The 19,760-nt window shown below is 32.0% G+C and carries 19 protein-coding genes; 7 read left to right on the forward strand and 12 right to left on the reverse strand.

Annotated features, from left to right (window positions below; all coding sequences use genetic code 11):
- Nucleotides 1–5: 5 nt before the first annotated feature.
- Nucleotides 6–752: a succinate dehydrogenase/fumarate reductase iron-sulfur subunit gene (locus VBY68_RS13295; RefSeq protein ID WP_099214981.1), complete on the forward strand. Its 747-nt coding sequence runs from the start codon at nucleotides 6–8 to the stop codon at nucleotides 750–752.
- A gap of 221 nt (nucleotides 753–973) precedes the next feature.
- Here the strand turns inward: VBY68_RS13295 and VBY68_RS13300 are convergent, their stop codons facing one another.
- The 3 genes from VBY68_RS13300 to VBY68_RS13310 are packed head-to-tail and all read right to left on the reverse strand — an operon-like array spanning nucleotide 974 to nucleotide 3,318.
- A complete protein-coding gene (locus VBY68_RS13300) occupies nucleotides 974–2,104 on the reverse strand; it encodes an endonuclease (protein ID WP_415270007.1) in 1,131 nt (376 codons plus the stop codon).
- Between the two features lie 16 nt (nucleotides 2,105–2,120).
- A complete protein-coding gene (locus tag VBY68_RS13305) occupies nucleotides 2,121–2,735 on the reverse strand; it encodes an FAD-dependent oxidoreductase (RefSeq protein WP_273694134.1) in 615 nt (204 codons plus the stop codon).
- A 1-nt stretch (nucleotide 2,736) separates the two neighbouring features.
- Nucleotides 2,737–3,318 (reverse strand): MarC family protein, encoded by a 582-nt coding sequence (locus VBY68_RS13310; protein ID WP_099214979.1) that lies wholly within the window; start codon nucleotides 3,316–3,318, stop codon nucleotides 2,737–2,739.
- 109 nt (nucleotides 3,319–3,427) lie between these two features.
- Between VBY68_RS13310 and VBY68_RS13315 the strand changes: the two genes are divergently transcribed.
- Complete coding sequence (locus tag VBY68_RS13315; protein ID WP_099214978.1) at nucleotides 3,428–4,000, forward strand: DUF3109 family protein; 573 nt, start codon at nucleotides 3,428–3,430, stop codon at nucleotides 3,998–4,000.
- A gap of 61 nt (nucleotides 4,001–4,061) precedes the next feature.
- Here VBY68_RS13315 and VBY68_RS13320 read toward each other — a convergent pair whose 3' ends face one another.
- The 4 genes from VBY68_RS13320 to trxA form a co-directional block, all read right to left on the reverse strand.
- Nucleotides 4,062–5,399, reverse strand: a complete 1,338-nt coding sequence (locus tag VBY68_RS13320; RefSeq protein ID WP_415270151.1) for a deoxyguanosinetriphosphate triphosphohydrolase — start codon at nucleotides 5,397–5,399, stop codon at nucleotides 4,062–4,064.
- 85 nt (nucleotides 5,400–5,484) lie between these two features.
- A complete protein-coding gene (locus VBY68_RS13325; RefSeq protein ID WP_124587934.1) occupies nucleotides 5,485–7,869 on the reverse strand; it encodes a ribonucleoside-diphosphate reductase subunit alpha in 2,385 nt (794 codons plus the stop codon).
- A gap of 172 nt (nucleotides 7,870–8,041) precedes the next feature.
- Nucleotides 8,042–9,013, reverse strand: coding sequence for a ribonucleotide-diphosphate reductase subunit beta (locus VBY68_RS13330; RefSeq protein WP_099214974.1), 972 nt, complete (start codon nucleotides 9,011–9,013; stop codon nucleotides 8,042–8,044).
- A 305-nt stretch (nucleotides 9,014–9,318) separates the two neighbouring features.
- Nucleotides 9,319–9,678, reverse strand: coding sequence for a thioredoxin (trxA, locus tag VBY68_RS13335; protein ID WP_099214973.1), 360 nt, complete (start codon nucleotides 9,676–9,678; stop codon nucleotides 9,319–9,321).
- Nucleotides 9,679–9,819: 141 nt separating this feature from the next.
- Here trxA and VBY68_RS13340 point away from each other — a divergent pair, with 141 nt between their 5' ends.
- The 4 genes from VBY68_RS13340 to rimK all read left to right on the forward strand — a co-directional run bounded on the left by VBY68_RS13340 (nucleotide 9,820) and on the right by rimK (nucleotide 15,612).
- Nucleotides 9,820–11,979 (forward strand): prolyl oligopeptidase family serine peptidase, encoded by a 2,160-nt coding sequence (locus VBY68_RS13340; RefSeq protein WP_415270008.1) that lies wholly within the window; start codon nucleotides 9,820–9,822, stop codon nucleotides 11,977–11,979.
- 111 nt (nucleotides 11,980–12,090) lie between these two features.
- Entirely contained in the window at nucleotides 12,091–14,193 is a 2,103-nt protein-coding gene (locus tag VBY68_RS13345) for a M13 family metallopeptidase (protein ID WP_415270009.1), read from the forward strand.
- Nucleotides 14,194–14,322: 129 nt separating this feature from the next.
- Nucleotides 14,323–14,736, forward strand: a complete 414-nt coding sequence (locus VBY68_RS13350; protein ID WP_099214970.1) for an ATP-dependent zinc protease family protein — start codon at nucleotides 14,323–14,325, stop codon at nucleotides 14,734–14,736.
- Nucleotides 14,737–14,739: 3 nt separating this feature from the next.
- The gene (rimK, locus tag VBY68_RS13355) at nucleotides 14,740–15,612 is read left to right on the forward strand and encodes a 30S ribosomal protein S6--L-glutamate ligase (RefSeq protein WP_099214969.1); all 873 of its coding nucleotides are present in this window, start codon (nucleotides 14,740–14,742) and stop codon (nucleotides 15,610–15,612) included.
- 36 nt (nucleotides 15,613–15,648) lie between these two features.
- Here the strand turns inward: rimK and VBY68_RS13360 are convergent, their stop codons facing one another.
- The 3 genes from VBY68_RS13360 to VBY68_RS13370 are packed head-to-tail and all read right to left on the reverse strand — an operon-like array spanning nucleotide 15,649 to nucleotide 16,840.
- Nucleotides 15,649–15,867, reverse strand: a complete 219-nt coding sequence (locus VBY68_RS13360; RefSeq protein WP_273694137.1) for a hypothetical protein — start codon at nucleotides 15,865–15,867, stop codon at nucleotides 15,649–15,651.
- Between the two features lie 13 nt (nucleotides 15,868–15,880).
- Nucleotides 15,881–16,300, reverse strand: a complete 420-nt coding sequence (locus VBY68_RS13365; RefSeq protein WP_099214967.1) for a hypothetical protein — start codon at nucleotides 16,298–16,300, stop codon at nucleotides 15,881–15,883.
- Between the two features lie 9 nt (nucleotides 16,301–16,309).
- Entirely contained in the window at nucleotides 16,310–16,840 is a 531-nt protein-coding gene (locus VBY68_RS13370) for an RNA polymerase sigma factor (protein ID WP_124587930.1), read from the reverse strand.
- A gap of 198 nt (nucleotides 16,841–17,038) precedes the next feature.
- Here VBY68_RS13370 and VBY68_RS13375 point away from each other — a divergent pair, with 198 nt between their 5' ends.
- Nucleotides 17,039–17,974 carry an ABC transporter ATP-binding protein gene (locus VBY68_RS13375; RefSeq protein WP_415270152.1) on the forward strand — a complete coding sequence of 312 codons (936 nt, stop codon included), beginning with the start codon at nucleotides 17,039–17,041 and terminating at the stop codon, nucleotides 17,972–17,974.
- 187 nt (nucleotides 17,975–18,161) lie between these two features.
- On the opposite strand, the gene VBY68_RS13380 is transcribed toward VBY68_RS13375, so the two are convergent.
- Together VBY68_RS13380 and VBY68_RS13385 are read right to left on the reverse strand one after the other, a co-directional pair.
- Complete coding sequence (locus VBY68_RS13380; RefSeq protein ID WP_415270010.1) at nucleotides 18,162–18,623, reverse strand: 3-oxoacyl-ACP synthase; 462 nt, start codon at nucleotides 18,621–18,623, stop codon at nucleotides 18,162–18,164.
- Between the two features lie 16 nt (nucleotides 18,624–18,639).
- A complete protein-coding gene (locus VBY68_RS13385) occupies nucleotides 18,640–19,749 on the reverse strand; it encodes an NAD(P)/FAD-dependent oxidoreductase (protein WP_415270153.1) in 1,110 nt (369 codons plus the stop codon).
- Between the last annotated feature and the right edge of the window lie 11 nt (nucleotides 19,750–19,760).

Below are 19,760 nucleotides of genomic sequence, written 5' to 3' on the forward strand. Positions count from 1 at the left end.
GAATTATGAATTTAACACTTAAAATTTGGCGTCAAAAAAACGCAAGTGATAAAGGAAAAATGGTCGAATATAAGGTGACCGATATTTCTGAGCATATGTCTTTCTTAGAAATGATGGACGTATTAAATGAACAATTAGTAAACACTGGTGAAGAACCTGTAGCATTCGATCACGACTGTCGTGAAGGAATTTGCGGTATGTGTTCTATGTACATTAACGGTGAAGCACATGGCCCTGACCGTGGAGTAACTACTTGTCAGTTACACATGCGTATGTTTAAAGATGGCGACACTATTACAATTGAGCCATTTAGAGCTGCTGCTTTCCCAGTAATTAAAGATTTAGTAGTTGATAGAGGTTCTTTTGAAAGAATTCAACAAGCAGGTGGTTATATTTCAGTAAACACGTCAGGAAACACCACAGATGCAAATGCTATCTTAGTTCCTAAAGAAAATGCTGATAAAGCTATGGATGCTGCAACTTGTATTGGTTGTGGTGCTTGTGTAGCTACATGTAAAAACTCTTCTGCAATGTTATTTGTGGGAGCTAAAGTATCTCAGTATGCTTTACTACCTCAAGGTCAAGTAGAGGCTACTGAGCGTGTTAAAAACATGGTTGCTCAAATGGATTTAGAAGGTTTTGGAAACTGTACAAACACTGGAGCTTGTGAAATTGAATGTCCTAAAGGAATTTCTTTAGAAAACATTGCTCGTATGAACTCTGAGTTCTTAAAAGCTAGTTTTAAAGGATAAAATACAACCTTACTTATATAGAAAAAACCGAAGCTAACGCTTCGGTTTTTTTATGCTTGATATTTACACACTCATGCCTTTTTATAATTTAAAAGAATAAAAAGAAGATACATTTGTCGCTAATGATTACAATATGATAATCTGTGGGGGACTATCTATTATTAAATCAAAAAAGCCTGAGTATATACTCAGGCTTTTGCTTCTTTAATTTTACTTATACTTTATTTCCAAGTATTTTCAGCTTCATTACCACTCCAAATTACTGTAGCTAGGTAAGGGTTATCAATAAATGGGTTTCTATTTCCTTGTTCATTAGCAACAATATTGTTTCGTTGTATTTCTAAATCTGAAACAGGATCTTGAGCATTCCACTCTAATAACAAATCAACCATATTACTATCTGACGCTACAACAGATCCTACAGCTACATTTTTTGGTAAACATTGACTACCATAACGTAAGTACATATACATCATCATACGTGCTACATCACCTTTCCATTCATCACCTGGATACCAGTTTCCAGAAACATCTCCTGCATTTCCAGAACCAGTAGCAAATAGTTTATTTCCTCTTTGAGAGTTAAAACTCACATCTGATGGTCTTAAATGATGTGCATCTGCTCCTGGACCAGATGTACCTAAATCAGGCGTTCCTAGTGATTTTGGAAACACATGCTCTCTATTCCAGTCTCCTGTATTTCCGCCATTTGCGTCTTTACTACGAGTTCTATCTGTTACATAATTACCATCTGTATCGTCATAACCATAAATTAAAACCACCTTAGTATTGTCTGTAGGATCTAAATCTGATTGTTTTAATACATTCCAAATACCTGGTGTATAGTCTAAGAAGGTAGTATGACTATCTATAATTTCAGTGGCTAAAACATCTTTTAAAGAACTTCCTGTTAAAGTGAAATCTACATCCTTATAATATTCTGATAATTCAGAAGGGATATTGAAACTTCCTGAATTTCCATTAGCAGAAGCAATCACATCAATAATTACTGTCGCGGAAGAGCAGTTACTTGTTGAAGTTGTACTACAAATAGTATATTTGAAAGAGTCTCTACCCACAAAATCTTTTGCTGGTGTATATTTAAAAGTATTATTCTCTTCTACTATAACCCCGTTTCTTGCTGAGGAAGCTTCAAAAGTAATTTTTACCTTTCCAGATGTATATGTATCATTTACTAAAAAACTAGGCAATACAGTCGCTGTATTTTCTTCTGCTTCAAAAGAATCATCAACAGCTACAACTTTATCTTCAGCTGGTACAACTTCACTGTCACTTCCCCCACAGTTAATAAACAATGCTAACATTGCTATTACTACTATTACTTTCTTCATGATTTATATTAAATAATTAGTCTTTTTTATGTTTATCATGTACTTTGGTAGGTACATTATCATTCCATATAGTTAAAATATCTGTCGCTACACTTGCTCCACTACCGGCTGCTATTGCAAACTGACTTCTCCAACCAGCTAAAGTTCCGCAGACATATAGTCCTTCTTTAATTAAGTGATTAAAATTACGTAGTTGTATTCTATCCTTCATTGCATTTGCACGAATATGACGTTCTACATATTGTTCTAATCCTGCTATATCAAAAGGTTTAGAGTAATTGAGCGCAATAACTACATTTTTACTGTAATATTCTTTTTTGTTTGTAATAACTTTGTACTTATTTTCCTCTTCAAAAACAGCTATTACTTTTTCATTCTCAATTTGAGATACTTCAGGGTATAATTCTTCTAACTGACCTCTACCCTCCTCTAAAATATCTTTTCCTAAAGTTCCAGGAACTAACCCAAGAACATTGTTAAAAAGCGCATCTTGCAAATGAGAAGAACGCTGATGAATTATAATACCTACTTTTTTACCCTTAGCATATTCTTTAGTAAGTGCAGAACCTAAAACTAAGGCACATTGCATTCCTGATACTCCACCTCCTACAATAAGTACATCAAAAATCATATTACGCTATCAACATTTTAAAATTAGCTGCAAATAATTTAACTGCTATAGCTAATAAAATTACACCAAATATTTTTCTAATAATTTTAATTCCATTTGGCCCAATTACTTTTTCAATCTTACTAGATGTTTTTAACACAATATAAATTACAATTACGTTTAATAAAACAGCTACAATAATATTTTCAAGATTAAATTCTGCTCGTAATGAAAGTAATGTTGTTAAACTACCAGGGCCTGCAATTAATGGAAATGCTAACGGAAAAACCGTTGCACTTAATGCTTCTTCATCATCTTCTTTATAAAGAGTAATTCCTAATATCATTTCTAATGCTAGAAAAAATAAAATAAATGCACCTGCTACTGCAAATGAGTGTACATCTATACCTATTAAATTTAATAGTCGCTGTCCTAAGAATAAAAACAGAATCATAATAAATCCTGCTATTACAGAAGCTTTTTCTGATTGAATGTGTCCTACTTTTTTACGTAAATCAATAATGATAGGAATGTTTCCAACAATATCAATTACCGCAAACAATACCATAAAGGCAGTAAAAATTTCTTTGAAGTTAAAGTCCATAGTTGATATATTTTCGCGTGCAAAATTATATAAGTAATGTTACAATCTAGTATTTTTGCATTTAAATTTACGGGAAGTTAATGCAAACTTCCAATTTTAAACACAAATTATGTTTCAATTAGGAAAAACAATAGTTTCAGAAGACCTTATAGAAAAAGAGTTTGTCTGTAACTTATCTGCATGCAAAGGAGCTTGTTGTATAGATGGTGATGCAGGTGCACCCCTTGAAAAAGAGGAAACAACAATTTTAGAGGAAATTTACCCTAAGATAAAACCGTTTTTACGAAAAGAAGGAATTGAAGCAATTGAAAAGCAAGGTACTTGGGTTACTAGTGATTTTGGTGAACTAGAAACTCCCTTAATTAATGATGCTGATTGTGCCTATGTTATTTTTGATGATAAGGGCACTGCCCTATGTGCCATTGAAGAAGCATATAACCAAGGTATTGTGGATTGGAAAAAGCCTGTTTCTTGTCATTTGTACCCTGTTCGTGTAAAAGATTATAGTGAGTTTGCAGCTGTAAACTACCACAAATGGGAAATTTGTGACGATGCTTGCTCTTTAGGAAAAGAGTTGAGTGTTCCTGTATACAAATTTGTAAAACAAGCTTTAATTAGAAAATTTGGACAAAATTGGTATGATGAGCTTGAAAAAATTGCTGAGAAACAACTAAAAAAATAATTATATAAAATAAAAAAGAGATGCTAAATAGCATCTCTTTTTTATTTTATGAAGTTCATAACTAACTAATATTTCCCATTATTTTTCTGTGCAAACGAATAGCATATCCATCTGATAAACCTGCGACGTAGCTAGAGATTTGCATAATTCTATCGTATAGGCTTTCTTTTTCTTGTTGATACTCTTGTGGAATTAAATTCAATACTAACTTATCATAATTAGATTGTCTACTATCAAATTTATTATTTAAAGCTGTTACAAAAACATCTAATAAATCTGCAATAATTTTATATCCTGCTACTTCTTTTTCAACAACTTCTTTACTTCTGTAAATTTTATCAACGCTTATTTTAATAATATCATTAATCTGAGCTTCATATTTACACTTATCTAACAATCCTTTATCAAATGTTCCTTTTAAAATGGCTTCTTCATTATCTAAAAAGATAGTCACTGCTTCATTAATTAATACTCCTATGGCTAAAGCTCGTAAATAACTTACCCGATCTTTAGTGTGTTGTAATGAATGGTATTTTTTGCTATCAATAGCATCTTTTACCAACATAATCATATACTCTAAAGCATAATCTTCTTCGATTAAACCTAGATTGATTCCATCTTCAAAATCGATAATTGTATAACAAATATCATCTGCCGCTTCTACTAAATACGCTAATGGATGTCGGTAATAAGAAATTCCTTCAGATTCTTTTTTTAATAACCCTAAATCTTGAGCTACATCTAAAAAAGCATCTTTTTCTGACTGAAAAAAGCCGTATTTCTTATCTACTATATGATTAGTTGGTTTCTTTGGTAAACTCTCTTTAGGGTACTTTAAAAAAGCTCCTAGAGTTGCATACGATAAGCGCAAGCCACCTTGAACTCCTTCTCTGTTTTCTGTAAGAATTTTAAACCCGTTGGCATTTCCTTCAAAATCTATTAAATCTTGATATTCCGAATCAGTTAATTGATCTTTATACTGAAGCCCTTTTCCTGTTTTAAAGTATTCTCCAATGGCTTTTTCTCCTGAATGTCCGAACGGCGGATTTCCTATATCATGCATTACCGATGCTGCAGCTACAATTGCACCAAAATCATTAAAAGTATACCCTAATTCTTTTAAGTGTGGATGACGTTCTAACAGCTCTTTACCTACTCTTCGTCCCAACGTACGCCCTACAACTGATACTTCTAAACTATGCGTTAAACGTGTATGGACAAAATCGGTTTTTGATAATGGAATTACCTGTGTTTTGTCTTGTAGACTACGAAAAGCCGATGAAAATATAATTCTATCAAAATCTACCTCAAAACCCAAACGAGTTTCGTCTTGTTTTGCTCGCTCACGTTTTTGAGTATCACCAAAACGCTTTAAAGAAAGGAGTTGTTCCCAGTTCATCATTATGAGTAAAAAAATTTTTTTCGAAAATACTAAAAAAGAGAAGCCTTTCGACTTCTCTTTATCACTTTTAATTTAATTCTAATTAAGACCCACACATTAAACAATCATCTGGACCTGCTTCTTTAGAAGCTTCAACCATCGCCTTAAATTCTTCTGGGCTCATTGGCTTATCTTCTTCTTTCTTTTCTACATTTAACGTAAACTGCTTCGCATTTACAGCAGATTTTGTACGTAAATAATACATTCCTGTCTTTAATCCAGATTTCCAAGCATAAAAATGCATAGAAGTTAACTTCGCATAGTCAGGGTCTTTCATAAACAAGTTTAACGATTGAGATTGATCAATAAAGTATCCTCTATGGCGTGCCATATCGATAATATCTTTCATACTCATTTCCCAAACTGTTTTGTATAAATCTTTTAGTTCTTGAGGAATTATGTCAATATGTTGGATAGATCCATTTGCACGCATAATATCCTCTTTCATATTGTTATCCCATAAACCTAATTCTACTAAATCTTCTAATAAGTGCTTATTTACTACAATAAACTCTCCTGATAATACTCTACGTGTGTAAATATTAGAAGTGTATGGTTCAAACGCTTCGTTGTTTCCTAAGATTTGAGAAGTAGATGCTGTAGGCATTGGCGCTACTAATAACGAGTTACGAACTCCATGTTTTTTTACATCTTTACGTAACTTAGCCCAATCCCAACGACCACTTAATTCTTCATCTTTAATTCCCCACATATTGTGTTGGAACTCTCCTTGTGACATTGGAGATCCTTTGTAAGTTGAATAAGCTCCTTTAGTTTTAGCTACTTCCATTGATGAGGTTACAGCAGCAAAATATAAAGTTTCAAAAATTTCTTGATTTAATTTCTTTGCTTCTTCTGAAGTAAATGGTAAACGTAACATGATAAAAGCGTCCGCTAACCCCTGAATTCCTAATCCTACCGGACGATGACGGAAGTTTGAGTTTTCTGCTTCTTTTACTGGATAATAATTACGATCAATTACCGTATCTAAATTTCTGATAACCTTTTTAGTTACTTTAAATAACTTTTTGTGATCAAAGAACTTATTACCATTTTCATCTTCAGCAACAAACATTGGTATTGCTATAGAGGCTAAGTTACATACTGCTACTTCATCATCTGCAGTATACTCCATAATCTCTGTACACAAGTTTGAAGAACGGATTGTTCCTAAATTCTTTTGATTTGACTTACGGTTTGCTGCATCTTTATATAACATGTACGGAGTACCTGTTTCAATTTGTGATTCTAAGATTTTCTCCCATAAATCACGTGCTTTAATAGTTTTTCTTCCTTTTCCAGCAGCTTCGTAACTTGTATATAAACGCTCAAACTCTTCACCATAGGTATCGTATAAATGAGGGCATTCGTGTGGACACATTAATGTCCAATCAGCATCTTCTTGTACACGTTTCATGAATAAATCTGAAATCCACATAGCATAGAATAAATCACGTGCACGCATTTCTTCTTTACCATGATTTTTCTTCAAATCTAAAAAATCAAAAATATCAGCATGCCAAGGCTCTAAATACATAGCGAATGAACCTTTACGCTTTCCTCCTCCTTGATCTACATAACGAGCTGTATCGTTAAATACACGTAACATAGGTACAATTCCATTCGAAGTTCCGTTAGTACCTGCAATATAACTTCCAGTAGCACGAATATTGTGAATAGATAACCCAATACCTCCAGCTGATTGTGAAATTTTAGCTGTTTGTTTTAAAGTATCATAAATTCCATCAATACTATCATCTTGCATTTGTAGTAAGAAACAAGATGACATTTGTGGTTTTGGCGTACCTGAGTTAAATAACGTTGGTGTTGCATGGGTAAAATATTTTTTACTCATTAATTCGTATGTAGCAATTGCCTCATCAATATCTTCTTTATGGATACCTATAGCAACACGCATTAACATTTGTTGCGGACGTTCAACAATGTTTCCGTTTAATTTTAATAAGTAAGAACGCTCTAATGTTTTAAAACCAAAATAATCGTAGTTAAAGTCACGGCTATAGATAATTGTTGAATCTAATTTATCAGCATTATCCATGATAATTTTATACACATCATCTGCTAGTAAGGGAGCTTTATTTCCAGTACGTGGATTAATGTACTCGTATAAATCGGTCATTGTATCCGAAAACGATTTCTTGGTATTTTTATGTAAATTAGATACGGCAATTCTAGCTGCTAATTTCGCATAGTCAGGATGCGCAGTTGTCATTGTCGCAGCAATTTCAGCTGCTAAATTATCTAATTCAGAAGTAGTTACCCCATCATACAGTCCTTCAATAACACGCATTGCTACTTTTACTGGATCAACAATATTGTTTAATCCATAACACATTTTTCTAACCCTTGCTGTGATTTTATCGAACATCACAGGCTCTTTTCTGCCGTCTCTTTTTACTACATACATATTGATATTGTTTTTTTGGTTAATAGCGTCGCCAAAACATAGTTGTTTATGACAACATGTAAAATGTTAATACTAGTTTGTTTCTTTTGAAACGATTATAACGCTAAAACACTGAAAAAAGTGCTCTAGCTGAGTAATACTGCATGTAGGGGAAATAGCAGCTTATTGGTTCCTAAAAATCTGCATCAAAGCTGATGCTTCCTGTACCACCAGATTTTACTCCAGCTTTTTGGTACTCTGATACTCTTTTTTCAAAGAAGTTAGTTTTTCCTTCCAATGAAATCATTTCCATAAAATCAAATGGATTGGTAGACCCATACTCTTTTTCACATTCGAATTCTAAAAGTAGTCTATCAGTAACATACTCTAAATATTGCGTCATTAACGTTGCATTCATACCTATTAAACTAACAGGTAAAGATTCGGTAATAAACTCTCTTTCAATATCTAAAGCTGAGATAATAATATCTCTTATTCTTTCTTTTGGCACTTTATTTACTAAGTGATTATTATGTAAGTGTACAGCAAAATCACAGTGCATACCCTCATCACGAGAAATTAACTCATTTGAGAATGTTAATCCAGGTAATAATCCACGTTTCTTTAACCAGAAAATTGAGCAAAAAGAACCTGAGAAGAAAATTCCTTCAACTGCGGCAAAAGCAATTAAACGCTCAGCAAACGAATCAGATTCGATCCATTTTAATGCCCAATCTGCTTTCTTTTTAATTGCTGGAAAAACTTCAATTGCCTTAAATAATCTATCTTTCTCTTCTTCATCCTTAATGTATGTATCAATTAATAATGAATACGTTTCAGAATGAATATTTTCCATCATGATTTGGAAACCATAAAAGAATTTTGCTTCTGAATATTGAACTTCATTTACAAAGTTTTCTGCTAAGTTTTCGTTTACAATCCCATCAGATGCAGCAAAAAATGCTAAAACATGCTTAATAAAGTAACGCTCATCGTCTGTTAGTTTAGAATTCCAATCTGTTAAGTCTGAATGTAAATCAATTTCTTCAGCAGTCCAAAAACAAGCTTGTTGCTTTTTATACCATTCCCATAAGTCATTATGTTGAATTGGAAAAATTACAAATCTGTCTTTATTTTCTTGTAAAATTGGTTCAATCGATGCCATGCTTTTTAAGCTCTTTTTAGTGTGTTATTTTTATTCCCTGAGTATAGAAACAAAGATTGGAAAATTTGCTAAATTCTGAAAGCTATACTTATTCACAAATCCCTTGAAGTTTTTAACAAATTACTTTTTCTTCTTCAATTTACAACATTTTTGAGTATTTACAAAAACTTATAAATCAATACTTTAAAATTAAAAAAAACGCTTGATAAGTGATACTCACTGAGTTTCTTATTTTGTGTTTCAGCATAAAAAAAGTGACACAAAATGCGTCACTTTTTAAACCTTTATTTTTTTGTTTTTTTGAGTTACTTCGTAACCTTTAAAACATCTTCAATTATCTGTTCAATTTGTTTTTTTGGTAATGCTCCATGAGCCATTTGAGGATCATCGTTAGCAGGACAAAATAACATAGAAGGAATACTTCTTATTCCAAAAGCAGCTGCTAATTCTTGTTCTGCTTCTGTATCTATTTTATAAATATTAATTTTTCCATCATACTCTGTACTTAATTCTTCCAAAACAGGAGCAAGTGCTTTACATGGTCCACACCAATCGGCATAAAAATCAATTATTACAGGTAATTCTCCTTCAAACTTCCATTCTTTATTTTCTTCATAGTTAAAAACCTTTTTTAAAAAAGCTTCTTTGTTTAAATTTTCAGTCATGCTTATTATATTATAATTATGTAAAGGTAGTCGTTTTTATTTCAATAGATTTACAAGGGTGTTTTTGTTAAAATCATCTTAAAATAAATGACTATGAGCCTTTTTCTTATAAATTTGATCCAATTAACCAATTTTTTAATCATGAGAAAAATCCTTCTTCCCATTATTTGTGCAGGAACAATTTTAGTTTCTTGTAAAGAAGAAAAGCAACCTAAAAACAATATTAGTGTGAACTACCCTGAAACAACTAAAAAACCTGTTGTAGATGAATATTTTGGAACTAAAGTAACCGATAACTATCGTTGGTTAGAAAATGATAGAAGTACTGAAACTGAAGCTTGGGTAAAAGCTGAAAACGAAGTTACTTTCGATTACCTAGACAAAATTCCATATCGTGAACAATTAAAAAATCGTTTATCTGAGTTATGGAACTACGAAAAAGTAGGAACTCCATTTAAAGAAGGTGATTATACTTATTTTTATAAAAACAACGGGTTACAAAATCAATATGTTTTATATAGAAAGGATAAAGATGGTAAAGAAGAGGTTTTCTTAGATCCTAATACGTTTGCTGAAGATGGAACTACATCATTAGGCTCGGTAAGTTTTACCAAAGACGGAAAAATTGTAGCCTATTCAATTTCTGAAGGAGGAAGTGATTGGAGAAAGGTAATTATAATGGATGCAGAAACCAAAGAAATTAAAGAAGATACTTTAGTAGATGTAAAATTCTCTGGAATTGCTTGGAGAGGAAACGAAGGTTTTTACTACTCTAGTTACGACAAACCTAAAGGAAGTGAGTTATCTGCAAAAACAGATCAACATAAATTATATTTCCACAAATTAGGAACTCCTCAAAATTCTGATGAAGTTATTTTTGGAGCTACTCCAGAAGAAAAACACCGTTATGTTGGTGGATATTTAACAGAGGATAACAAATACTTATTTGTATCTGCTTCAACCTCAACTTCAGGAAACAAGTTATTTATTAAGGATTTAACAGATCCTAATAGCAAATTAACACCAATCATTAACAATTTTGATAGCGACACTGGTGTTATTGATAGTAAAGGAAGTAGGTTATACTTAGTAACCAACTTAAATGCACCTAACAAGAAAATTGTTACTGTTGATGCTGCAAACCCAACACCAGAAAACTGGGTAGATTTTATTCCTGAAACTGAAAATGTATTATCTCCATCAACAGGATCTGGATATTTCTTTGCAAAGTATATGGTAGATGCAGTTTCTAAAGTATTACAATATGATTTTGATGGAAAATTAATCCGTGAAGTAAAATTACCAGGTGTAGGTTCTGCAGGTGGTTTTGGAGGAAAAGCAGATGCAAAAGAATTATATTTCTCTTTTACCAACTACAATACTCCAAGTTCTTCATACAAGTTCAATCCAGAAGATGGAACTTATGAATTATACTGGAAACCTGCTATTTCATTCAATGCAGATGACTATGAAAGTAAGCAAGTATTTTATACTTCAAAAGACGGAACAAAAGTTCCTATGATTATTACCTATAAAAAAGGATTAGAGTTAAATGGTAAAAACCCTACTATTTTATATGGTTATGGTGGATTCAATGTAAGCTTAACTCCTAGTTTTAGTATTGCTAACGCTGTTTGGATGGAACAAGGTGGTGTATACGCTGTACCTAACTTACGTGGTGGTGGAGAGTATGGTAAAAAATGGCACGATGCAGGTACGCAATTAAAAAAGCAAAATGTATTTGATGATTTTATTGCTGCTGCTGAATACTTAATCAAAGAAAACTATACTTCATCTGATTACTTAGCTATTAGAGGAGGATCTAACGGAGGTTTGTTGGTAGGTGCTACTATGACTCAACGTCCTGATTTAATGAAAGTAGCTTTACCTGCAGTTGGAGTATTAGATATGTTACGTTACCACACCTTTACAGCAGGAGCAGGTTGGGCATATGACTATGGGACTTCTGAGCAGAGTAAAGAAATGTTCGAATACTTAAAAGGATATTCACCTGTACATAATGTAAAAGAAGGTACTCAGTATCCTGCAACTATGGTAACAACAGGAGATCATGACGATCGTGTTGTACCAGCTCACAGTTTTAAGTTTGCTGCTGAATTACAGGAAAAACAACAAGGGAACAATCCTGTTTTGATTAGAATTGAAACAAATGCTGGTCACGGGGCAGGAACTCCTGTAGCAAAAACTATTGAACAGTATGCTGATATTTTTGGTTTTACTTTATTTAACATGGGATTTGAAACATTACCAAATGCTCCAAAATCTAAAATAAAAAGTTAAAAACTGTAACATTTTTATAAAAACAGACTCTTATTAGAGTAAATTTACTACCTCGGGACAAAATCTCGAGGTAGTTTGTTAAAATTAAAACTCATTCAAAAAACATTAAAAATGAAAACCATTCACAAAGTACTGTTTACTACTGCTGTTGCTTCTTTAGGGGTTGTTGCGTGTAAAACAGACAAAAAGCCTGAAGAAAAAGTACAGGCAATTGTTTTAGAAAACATGGATACTTCGGTTAAACCAACCGATGATTTCTTTAGATATGTTAACGGTTCTTGGATTGACAATACTGAAATTCCAGCTGACGAAACTTCTTGGGGAGGTTTTAATCAGTTAAGAAAAACTACTACCAAAGATGTATTAGCTATTTTAAATAAAGCTATTGAAGAAGGTAACTTCCCAAAAGTAAAAGATGCTGAAGGAAAAGAAATAGATTCTGACCAAGAAAAAGCAGTAAACTACTACGAAACCATTATGGATACCGTAGCTAGAAACAAAGCTGGTAAAGCTCCAGTACAACCTTTTCTTGAAAAAATTGAAGAAATTAAAGATTTAAACGACGTACAAACATTCATTACTAACATGGCTCCTTATGGAGGTGCTGGTTTTTATGGTTTTGGCGTGTTTAACGACCTTAAGAACAGTAGTATGAATGCTGGTTACATGGGAGCTGGTGGACTTGGTTTATCAAGAGATTACTACGTGGATGAAAAGGTAAAAGACAAACTTGAAAAATATGAGGTATTTGTAGCTAAAATGTTACAAGAGTTTGGTGATGACGAGGCTACAGCTAAAAAGAATGCAGCAACTATTGTTGCTTTTGAAAAGAGTTTAGCTGAACCTAGAATGACAAAAGAAGAACGTAGAGATACTCGTAAAATTTACAACCCAATGACTCTTGCTGAATTAACTGAATTAGCTCCTGTAATTGATTGGAAAGCTCATTTAAAAGGAATTGGTGTTGATCTTGAAGGTTTAGATGGTTCTAAAGGTCTTGAAAAGATTATTGTTACAGATCCAGGTTACTTCAAAGCAATGAATGATGTTCTTAAGAATAGTCCTATTGAAACGGTTAAATTATCATTACGTTGGAATGCTATTAACAACTCATTAGGTTTATTATCTACTGATTTAGAAAAAGCTAATTGGGAGTTTTATAGCAAAGAAATGCGTGGTGCTAAACAACAACGCCCAAGAAACGAGCGTGCTTTAGCAAACTTAAATGGAGCTATTGGTGAGGCTTTAGGTAAATTATATGTAGATGAAAAGTTTCCACCTGAAGCGAAGCAAAAAGCTAAGGAAATGATTGATAACGTAATGTTAGGTTTTGAAAAACGTATTGCGCAATTACCTTGGATGAGTGCTGAAACTAAAGAAAAAGCTTTAGAAAAATTACACAAATTAACTGTTAAAATTGCATACCCTGATAAATGGAAAGACTACTCAGCTTTACTTGTTAAAGGATTAGATGAAGGTGGTACATATTTTGACAATGCCGTAAACGTTCGTAAATGGAACTTTGAAAAAGATATGGCTAAGTTAGGTAAAGAAGTGGATAGAACTGAGTGGGGAATGTCTCCTCAAACAGTAAACGCTTACTTTAACCCTGTAAACAATGAAATCGTATTCCCAGCAGCAATTTTACAACCTCCTTTCTATAACTACAAAGCTGATGAAGCTGTAAATTATGGAGGAATTGGAGCTGTTATTGGTCACGAAATTTCTCATAGTTTTGATGATTCTGGTGCTCGTTTTGATGGTGACGGAAACTTAAAAAACTGGTGGACAGAACAAGATTCTGAAAAATTCAAAGAAGCTGGAAGTAAATTAATCAAGCAATATAGCGATATCGTTGCTATTGATAGCATGAACTTAAATGGTGAATTTACGTTAGGTGAAAATATCGGTGACTTAGGTGGTGTACAAGCTGCTTATGAAGGATTACAAATTTTCTTAGAAAAGAATGGTCGTCCTGAAAACATTGATGGATTTACACCTGAACAACGTTTCTTCCTTTCTTGGGGAACTATTTGGAGAACTAAAATGCGTGATGAAGCATTGAAAAACTTAATCATGACAAACCCTCATGCTCCAGGGCAGTATAGAGCTTATATGCCTCTTAAAAACGTAGATGCTTTCTATGAAGCATTTGATGTTAAAGAAGGTGATAAAATGTACTTAAAACCAGAAGATCGTGTAAGAATTTGGTAAATTCAGCTAAAAAATAAGTACCTTTAAACCAGCGTTTTCACGCTGGTTTTTTTATTTTCAAAAATTAACAACAAGTATTGTGTATTTGAAAAAATAGTAAGTAATTCGCCCTCCTTAATTTTTAAAAGAATGAGACTAATTGGAAGGATTGAAAAAATATCCTTTTTAAACTGGGAAATAGAAGATTTACCAGTAAAAATTGATACAGGAGCCTATACTTCTGCAATACATTGCAAACATATTGAAGAAAAGGATGGTGTATTAGAGTTTATATTATTGTGCCCAAAAACAGAAAAATATAACAATAAATTGCTCCATACAACAAAGTATAAAGTTAAAAGCATAAGAAGCTCAAATGGAAAAAAACAAAAAAGATATGTTGTTTCCACATCTGCTGTTTTTTATGGTAAAAAATATAAAATAAAGTTATCGTTATCAGATAGAGGTAAAATGAATTACCCTGTATTAATTGGTAGAAAATTTTTAAACAAAAAATTTATTGTGGATGTTTCACAAAAAAACATCACTTCAAAAGAAATATAAAAAATGAAAATTGTTGTTCTTTCTAGAAACTCAAAATTATATTCAACCAAACGCTTAGTAGAAGCAGGCGAAAAAAGAGGTCATGAAATGGTCGTATTAGATCATACCAAATGTGATCTTATAATTGAAAAAAAGAAGCCTGCTATAGTATACAATCATGAGCTAATAACCGATGTTGATGCTATTATCCCACGTATTGGTGCTTCAGTTACTTTTTATGGTACTGCTGTTGTACGTCAATTCGAAATGATGAAAGTATTTTCTGCAGTAGAATCTCAAGCCTTAGTTAGATCTAGGGATAAGCTGAGTAGTTTACAAGTACTCTCTAGAGCGAATTTAGGGCTACCAAAAACCGTTTTTACTAATTACTCAAAAGACACCTCTGAAATTATTAAAAAAGTTGGTGGTGCTCCTTTGATTGTTAAGCTTTTAGAAGGAACACAAGGTTTAGGTGTTGTGTTAGCTGAAACCAAAAAAGCAGCTGAATCCGTTATAGAGGCCTTTAATGGTTTACAAGCTCGTGTAATTGTTCAAGAGTATATCAAAGAAGCTAAAGGAGCAGATATTCGTGTTTTTGTAGTAGATGGTGTTGTTGTTGGAGCCATGAAGCGTCAAGGAAAGGAAGGAGAATTTAGATCAAACCTACATAGAGGAGGAACTTCAGAAATTATAGAATTAACTGATGAAGAAGAAAACGCTGCTTTAAAAGCTGTAAAAGCCATGAAATTAGGTATCGCTGGTGTAGATATGTTACAATCAGATAGAGGTCCATTAATTTTAGAAGTTAATTCTTCTCCTGGTTTAGAAGGTATAGAAAAAGCTACTGGGAAAGATGTAGCAAAAAGTATTATACGCTACGTAGAAAGAAGCGCTTAAAAAAAACCGACATTAATAATGTCGGTTTTTTTATGTTTAATCTGCTAATTCCATACAGTTAAACCCTTTTTCTTTTACCTTATTTATAATATCAGCTTCTGTTGTAATATCTGTTGCCTCTATTCTTAAAACATTATCAACATCTTCAAGATCAATTGATAAATTAATTATATTATTATCTTGATTAAATAACTGACGTATAGATTCTTCTTTCTTCTTTGTGTCAATATCGGTTCCATAGATAAATAGTTTCATAACTCACTGGTTTTTATTCTTGTTCCGTTTCTTTATTTAATTTGTCTACATATTTTCGATAAGCTTCACTACCTTCTTCTTCCCAAAACCTATCATAATGCTCCCAATCTGAAAAATTTCCTTTACAGTTCTTTTCAAAATGTGATTTAAATTTGTGTTTTCTTCTTTTGTTTGAATATTTCTTCGATTTATGTTTTCCTCCACATTCACTAGATGAAAATAAAATTTTAGCTAAAATAAATAGCCCTACTGCTTGCCAGTAGTTAATAACTGGTAACCCAAAAATATCTGGCATAAGGTTATTCCAAAGCCACATAATTGCATACCCAAAAAGTATTGCTAACACTAAAACTGCAATTATTCCGAATATTATTCTTCCTATAAATATTCCTGGAGACTCTCCATCTCTTCGTTCTTTAAACAAATTTTCCATTTTTTATTTTTATTTTTTGTTTTCAATTTTTCTCAGTAGAATTCCTAACGCTCTATGTCTTCTTGACATTAATGTTCCAACAGGTACTTCTAGTTCTTCCGATAGTTCTTTGTATGTATATCCTTCAAAATCAATAGCTATAATTATTTCCTTATATACTGGTTTAAGATTCATTATTTTTAGTTCTAGCTCCTTTTTCATTACTTCAGAATATGCATTATCAGGTGATCCATATAAAACCTCTGTAAATTCAATCAGTTTCATTTCATCAATATCTGAAGCAGAAGATTCGTATTTCTTTTTTCTTAAATTATCAATGATTTTATTTTTTAAGGATCTATAAACAAAGCTAGCTACATTGTTTATAGGTGAATTTCCACTTACTCCAGAAAACAACTTTAAAGCAACTTCTTGAATAATATCTTCTGCATCTTGATGAATACTTTGTTTAATTTTAGTTCCAACGTAAGACTTAAGAGCACCATATTCTTTATCAAAAAAGGCTTTTAATTTCTTTTTATTTTCCGTTTCTTGGTTCATTTACAGGCTTTCTTTGAGCTCCTCAATTATAAAGACGTACTTTTTCTTTTCTATTGCATTTTTTTAAAAAAAACTTTTCATTCCATTTATAACAAATATACCTAGGTCTAATTCTTAAAAAAAGAATGTTTAGAGAGAAACTTGAAATGAAAAATCATGTTTATAATTTATCTTAGTCCTTTATGTATTTTTGCACCTATGCTACAAGTAAACAATATTTCATTTACCTATCCATCAAAAGAAAAAACTTTAGAAAACATCCATTTTACTTTACATAAAGGAGAACATTTATGTATAATGGGAGAAAGCGGATGTGGAAAATCTACTCTTTTAAAAATTGTATATGGTCTAATTGATATTGATAAAGGAGATTTATTTTGGAATGATATTCAAATTTTAGGTCCTGAGCATCATTTAGTTCCAGGAATGGATTTTTTTAAATATGTCGCACAAGATTTTGATTTGATGCCTTTTACATCAGTAAGTGAAAATATTAAGAAGTTTTTATCTAGGTTTTACCCAAAAGAAGCTGAAGAAAGAACAAAAGAACTTCTTGAAGTTATTGAAATGACCGAATTGGCAAACGAAAAAGTTAAAAACTTAAGTGGTGGACAGCAACAAAGAGTAGCTATTGCTAGAGCCTTAGCTAAAGAACCAGAATTATTATTGTTAGATGAACCTTTTAGTCAAATAGATAACTTTAAAAAGAACTCGTTAAGAAGACGACTATTTGCATATTTAAAAAAGAAAAATATTGCTTGTATTGTAGCAACACATGACGGGAATGATGCACTTTCTTTTGCTGATACTATGATGGTTATTCGTAATCATCAAATTATTGCCCATGATAGCCCTTCAAACCTATATAAAAATCCGAAGGAAAAATACATTGCTTCTTTGTTTGATGACGTAAATGAGCTTACTATTAACAAACAAACATTACTACTTTACCCTAGTTTACTTGAGATTACTAAAGAAAAATCAAAACTAGAAGGAACTGTGTTGAAATCTTACTTTAAAGGTGGGTACTGGTTAATAGAAGTTACATACAATAACCAATCAATTTTTATAAATCACTTTGAAAATATTGAGCATAAAAAAACAGTCTCTTTTAAGTTAAAAGAGACTGTTTAAACCAATAATAACTATCTCAATAATTATTACTCAACTATCTTAAAATAAATTATTTTTCTAAAAAAAATACACCCTTACCGTCTAAACACCAAAAGATAAAAGTGTATTATAGCTTCTTTTTCTGTTCTGGTTATAACAACCTTTCCAGAACTAAAACAAGTAACTTTTATTTTACCCTACCTTTTTTCTAAAAAATTTCTTTTATGGTGTTTTTTGCTCCATTGAACTCAAAAGATTCTCCTTCCTTTTTCCCTAAAATTAACTTTCCTATAGGTGACGACGGAGAAACAGCAAAGTATTTTTTCTCTTTTACTATTAACAACCCTACACTCACACTAATAAAATAATTAACAGTTGAGGTAGTTGTAACCACACTACCTAAATGGGCTACTTTTGAAGTTATATCTGTATTAATTTTAGCTAGTGTTTCTTTCATTTGAGCAATTCCACTAAGTTGTTGACTTGCTTTTTCCATTTCTAACTGTAGCATTGCTCTACCAGTTTCATGCTTATCTCCTGCTGAACTTTTTGTTTCAGATTGCAAAGCTTTTTGATGAGAGGTAATTGTTTCTTCTACTGTTTGTAAACGTTTGTTTACAAACAACTCACATTGTTTATATAATTCCTCTTTAATTTTTATTTTACCCATATAAACATCATTATCATTAATCCACAAGTTCAGCTAACTCCTTCCCTACTAAGCTTCCAATGGCAACACCCATTCCACCTAAACGAACTCCACAAAACACATTATTTGAAAGCTGTTTTACAATAGTTTTTTTCTGATTTCCAACACCCATAATTCCACTCCAACGATGCTCTATTTCAAATTTAGTATTTGGTAAAATTGTTGTCTTTAAGACTTCTTCTAGCTTGTTTTGAATAAGTGCAGTTTGTCTAAATTCAGTCGTTTCTTCCCCTTTAAAATCAAGGTTTCTTCCTCCTCCAAACAAAATTCTATTATCAATATTTCTAAAATAATAATATCCTTTATCTAAGTGAAAAGTTCCTTTAATATGCAGGCTTTTAATTGGCTTCGTAATTAATACTTGCGCTCTTGCTGGTTTCACATTTTCATTCAAAAGTTGATTTGCGAAACCATTAGTAGCAATAAATAGCTTTTTTGTCTTAAATGTAATTTGGTTTGTTTCAACCACTACTTGCTCATTGCTTTCAATAAATTTTTCAACTTGAATGTTGTTAATAATTTTTATTCCTGAAGACAATACCTTTTCTAACAACTTTGCAGCCATTTTACCAGTATCAATCTGGCCTTCAAATTGATTGGTTATGTAGTTTTTATGGATGTTTTGAAAGCTAAACTTATTATAATCTACCGTAAAAACATCTGAATTAAATAATGGTTGTAAAAGCTTGTTAATTGTTTCTTTTTTATACAAACAAGATTCATATAACTCGTTTGTTAAAAACAATTCATAACCTTTATTTTGTTGAAAATCGATGTTTTTATCACCTAACGTAGTTCTTAAAAGCTGTAATCCTTCCCATCGTTTTTTTACCAAGTTAAAAACCTCTTCTTCTGTATGTGTTTGTAAGTCATCGATTAATTCTGATAAACTCCCAAAGCAAGCAAAACCTGCATTTTTAGTACTAGCTCCTTGTGGTAACATTCCTTTTTCTAAAACTAGAATTTTTGCCTTGGGGTATTTTTCTCGTAACTGTAGCGCACAATTTAATCCCACAATTCCACTTCCTACTACAGTAAAATCAATATTTGTAAACCATTCTTTTAGTTCCCAGTAACTGAAATTCAATATCATATAAA

The organism is Tenacibaculum ascidiaceicola, assembly GCF_047470925.1.
GTDB lineage: Bacteria > Bacteroidota > Bacteroidia > Flavobacteriales > Flavobacteriaceae > Polaribacter > Polaribacter discolor.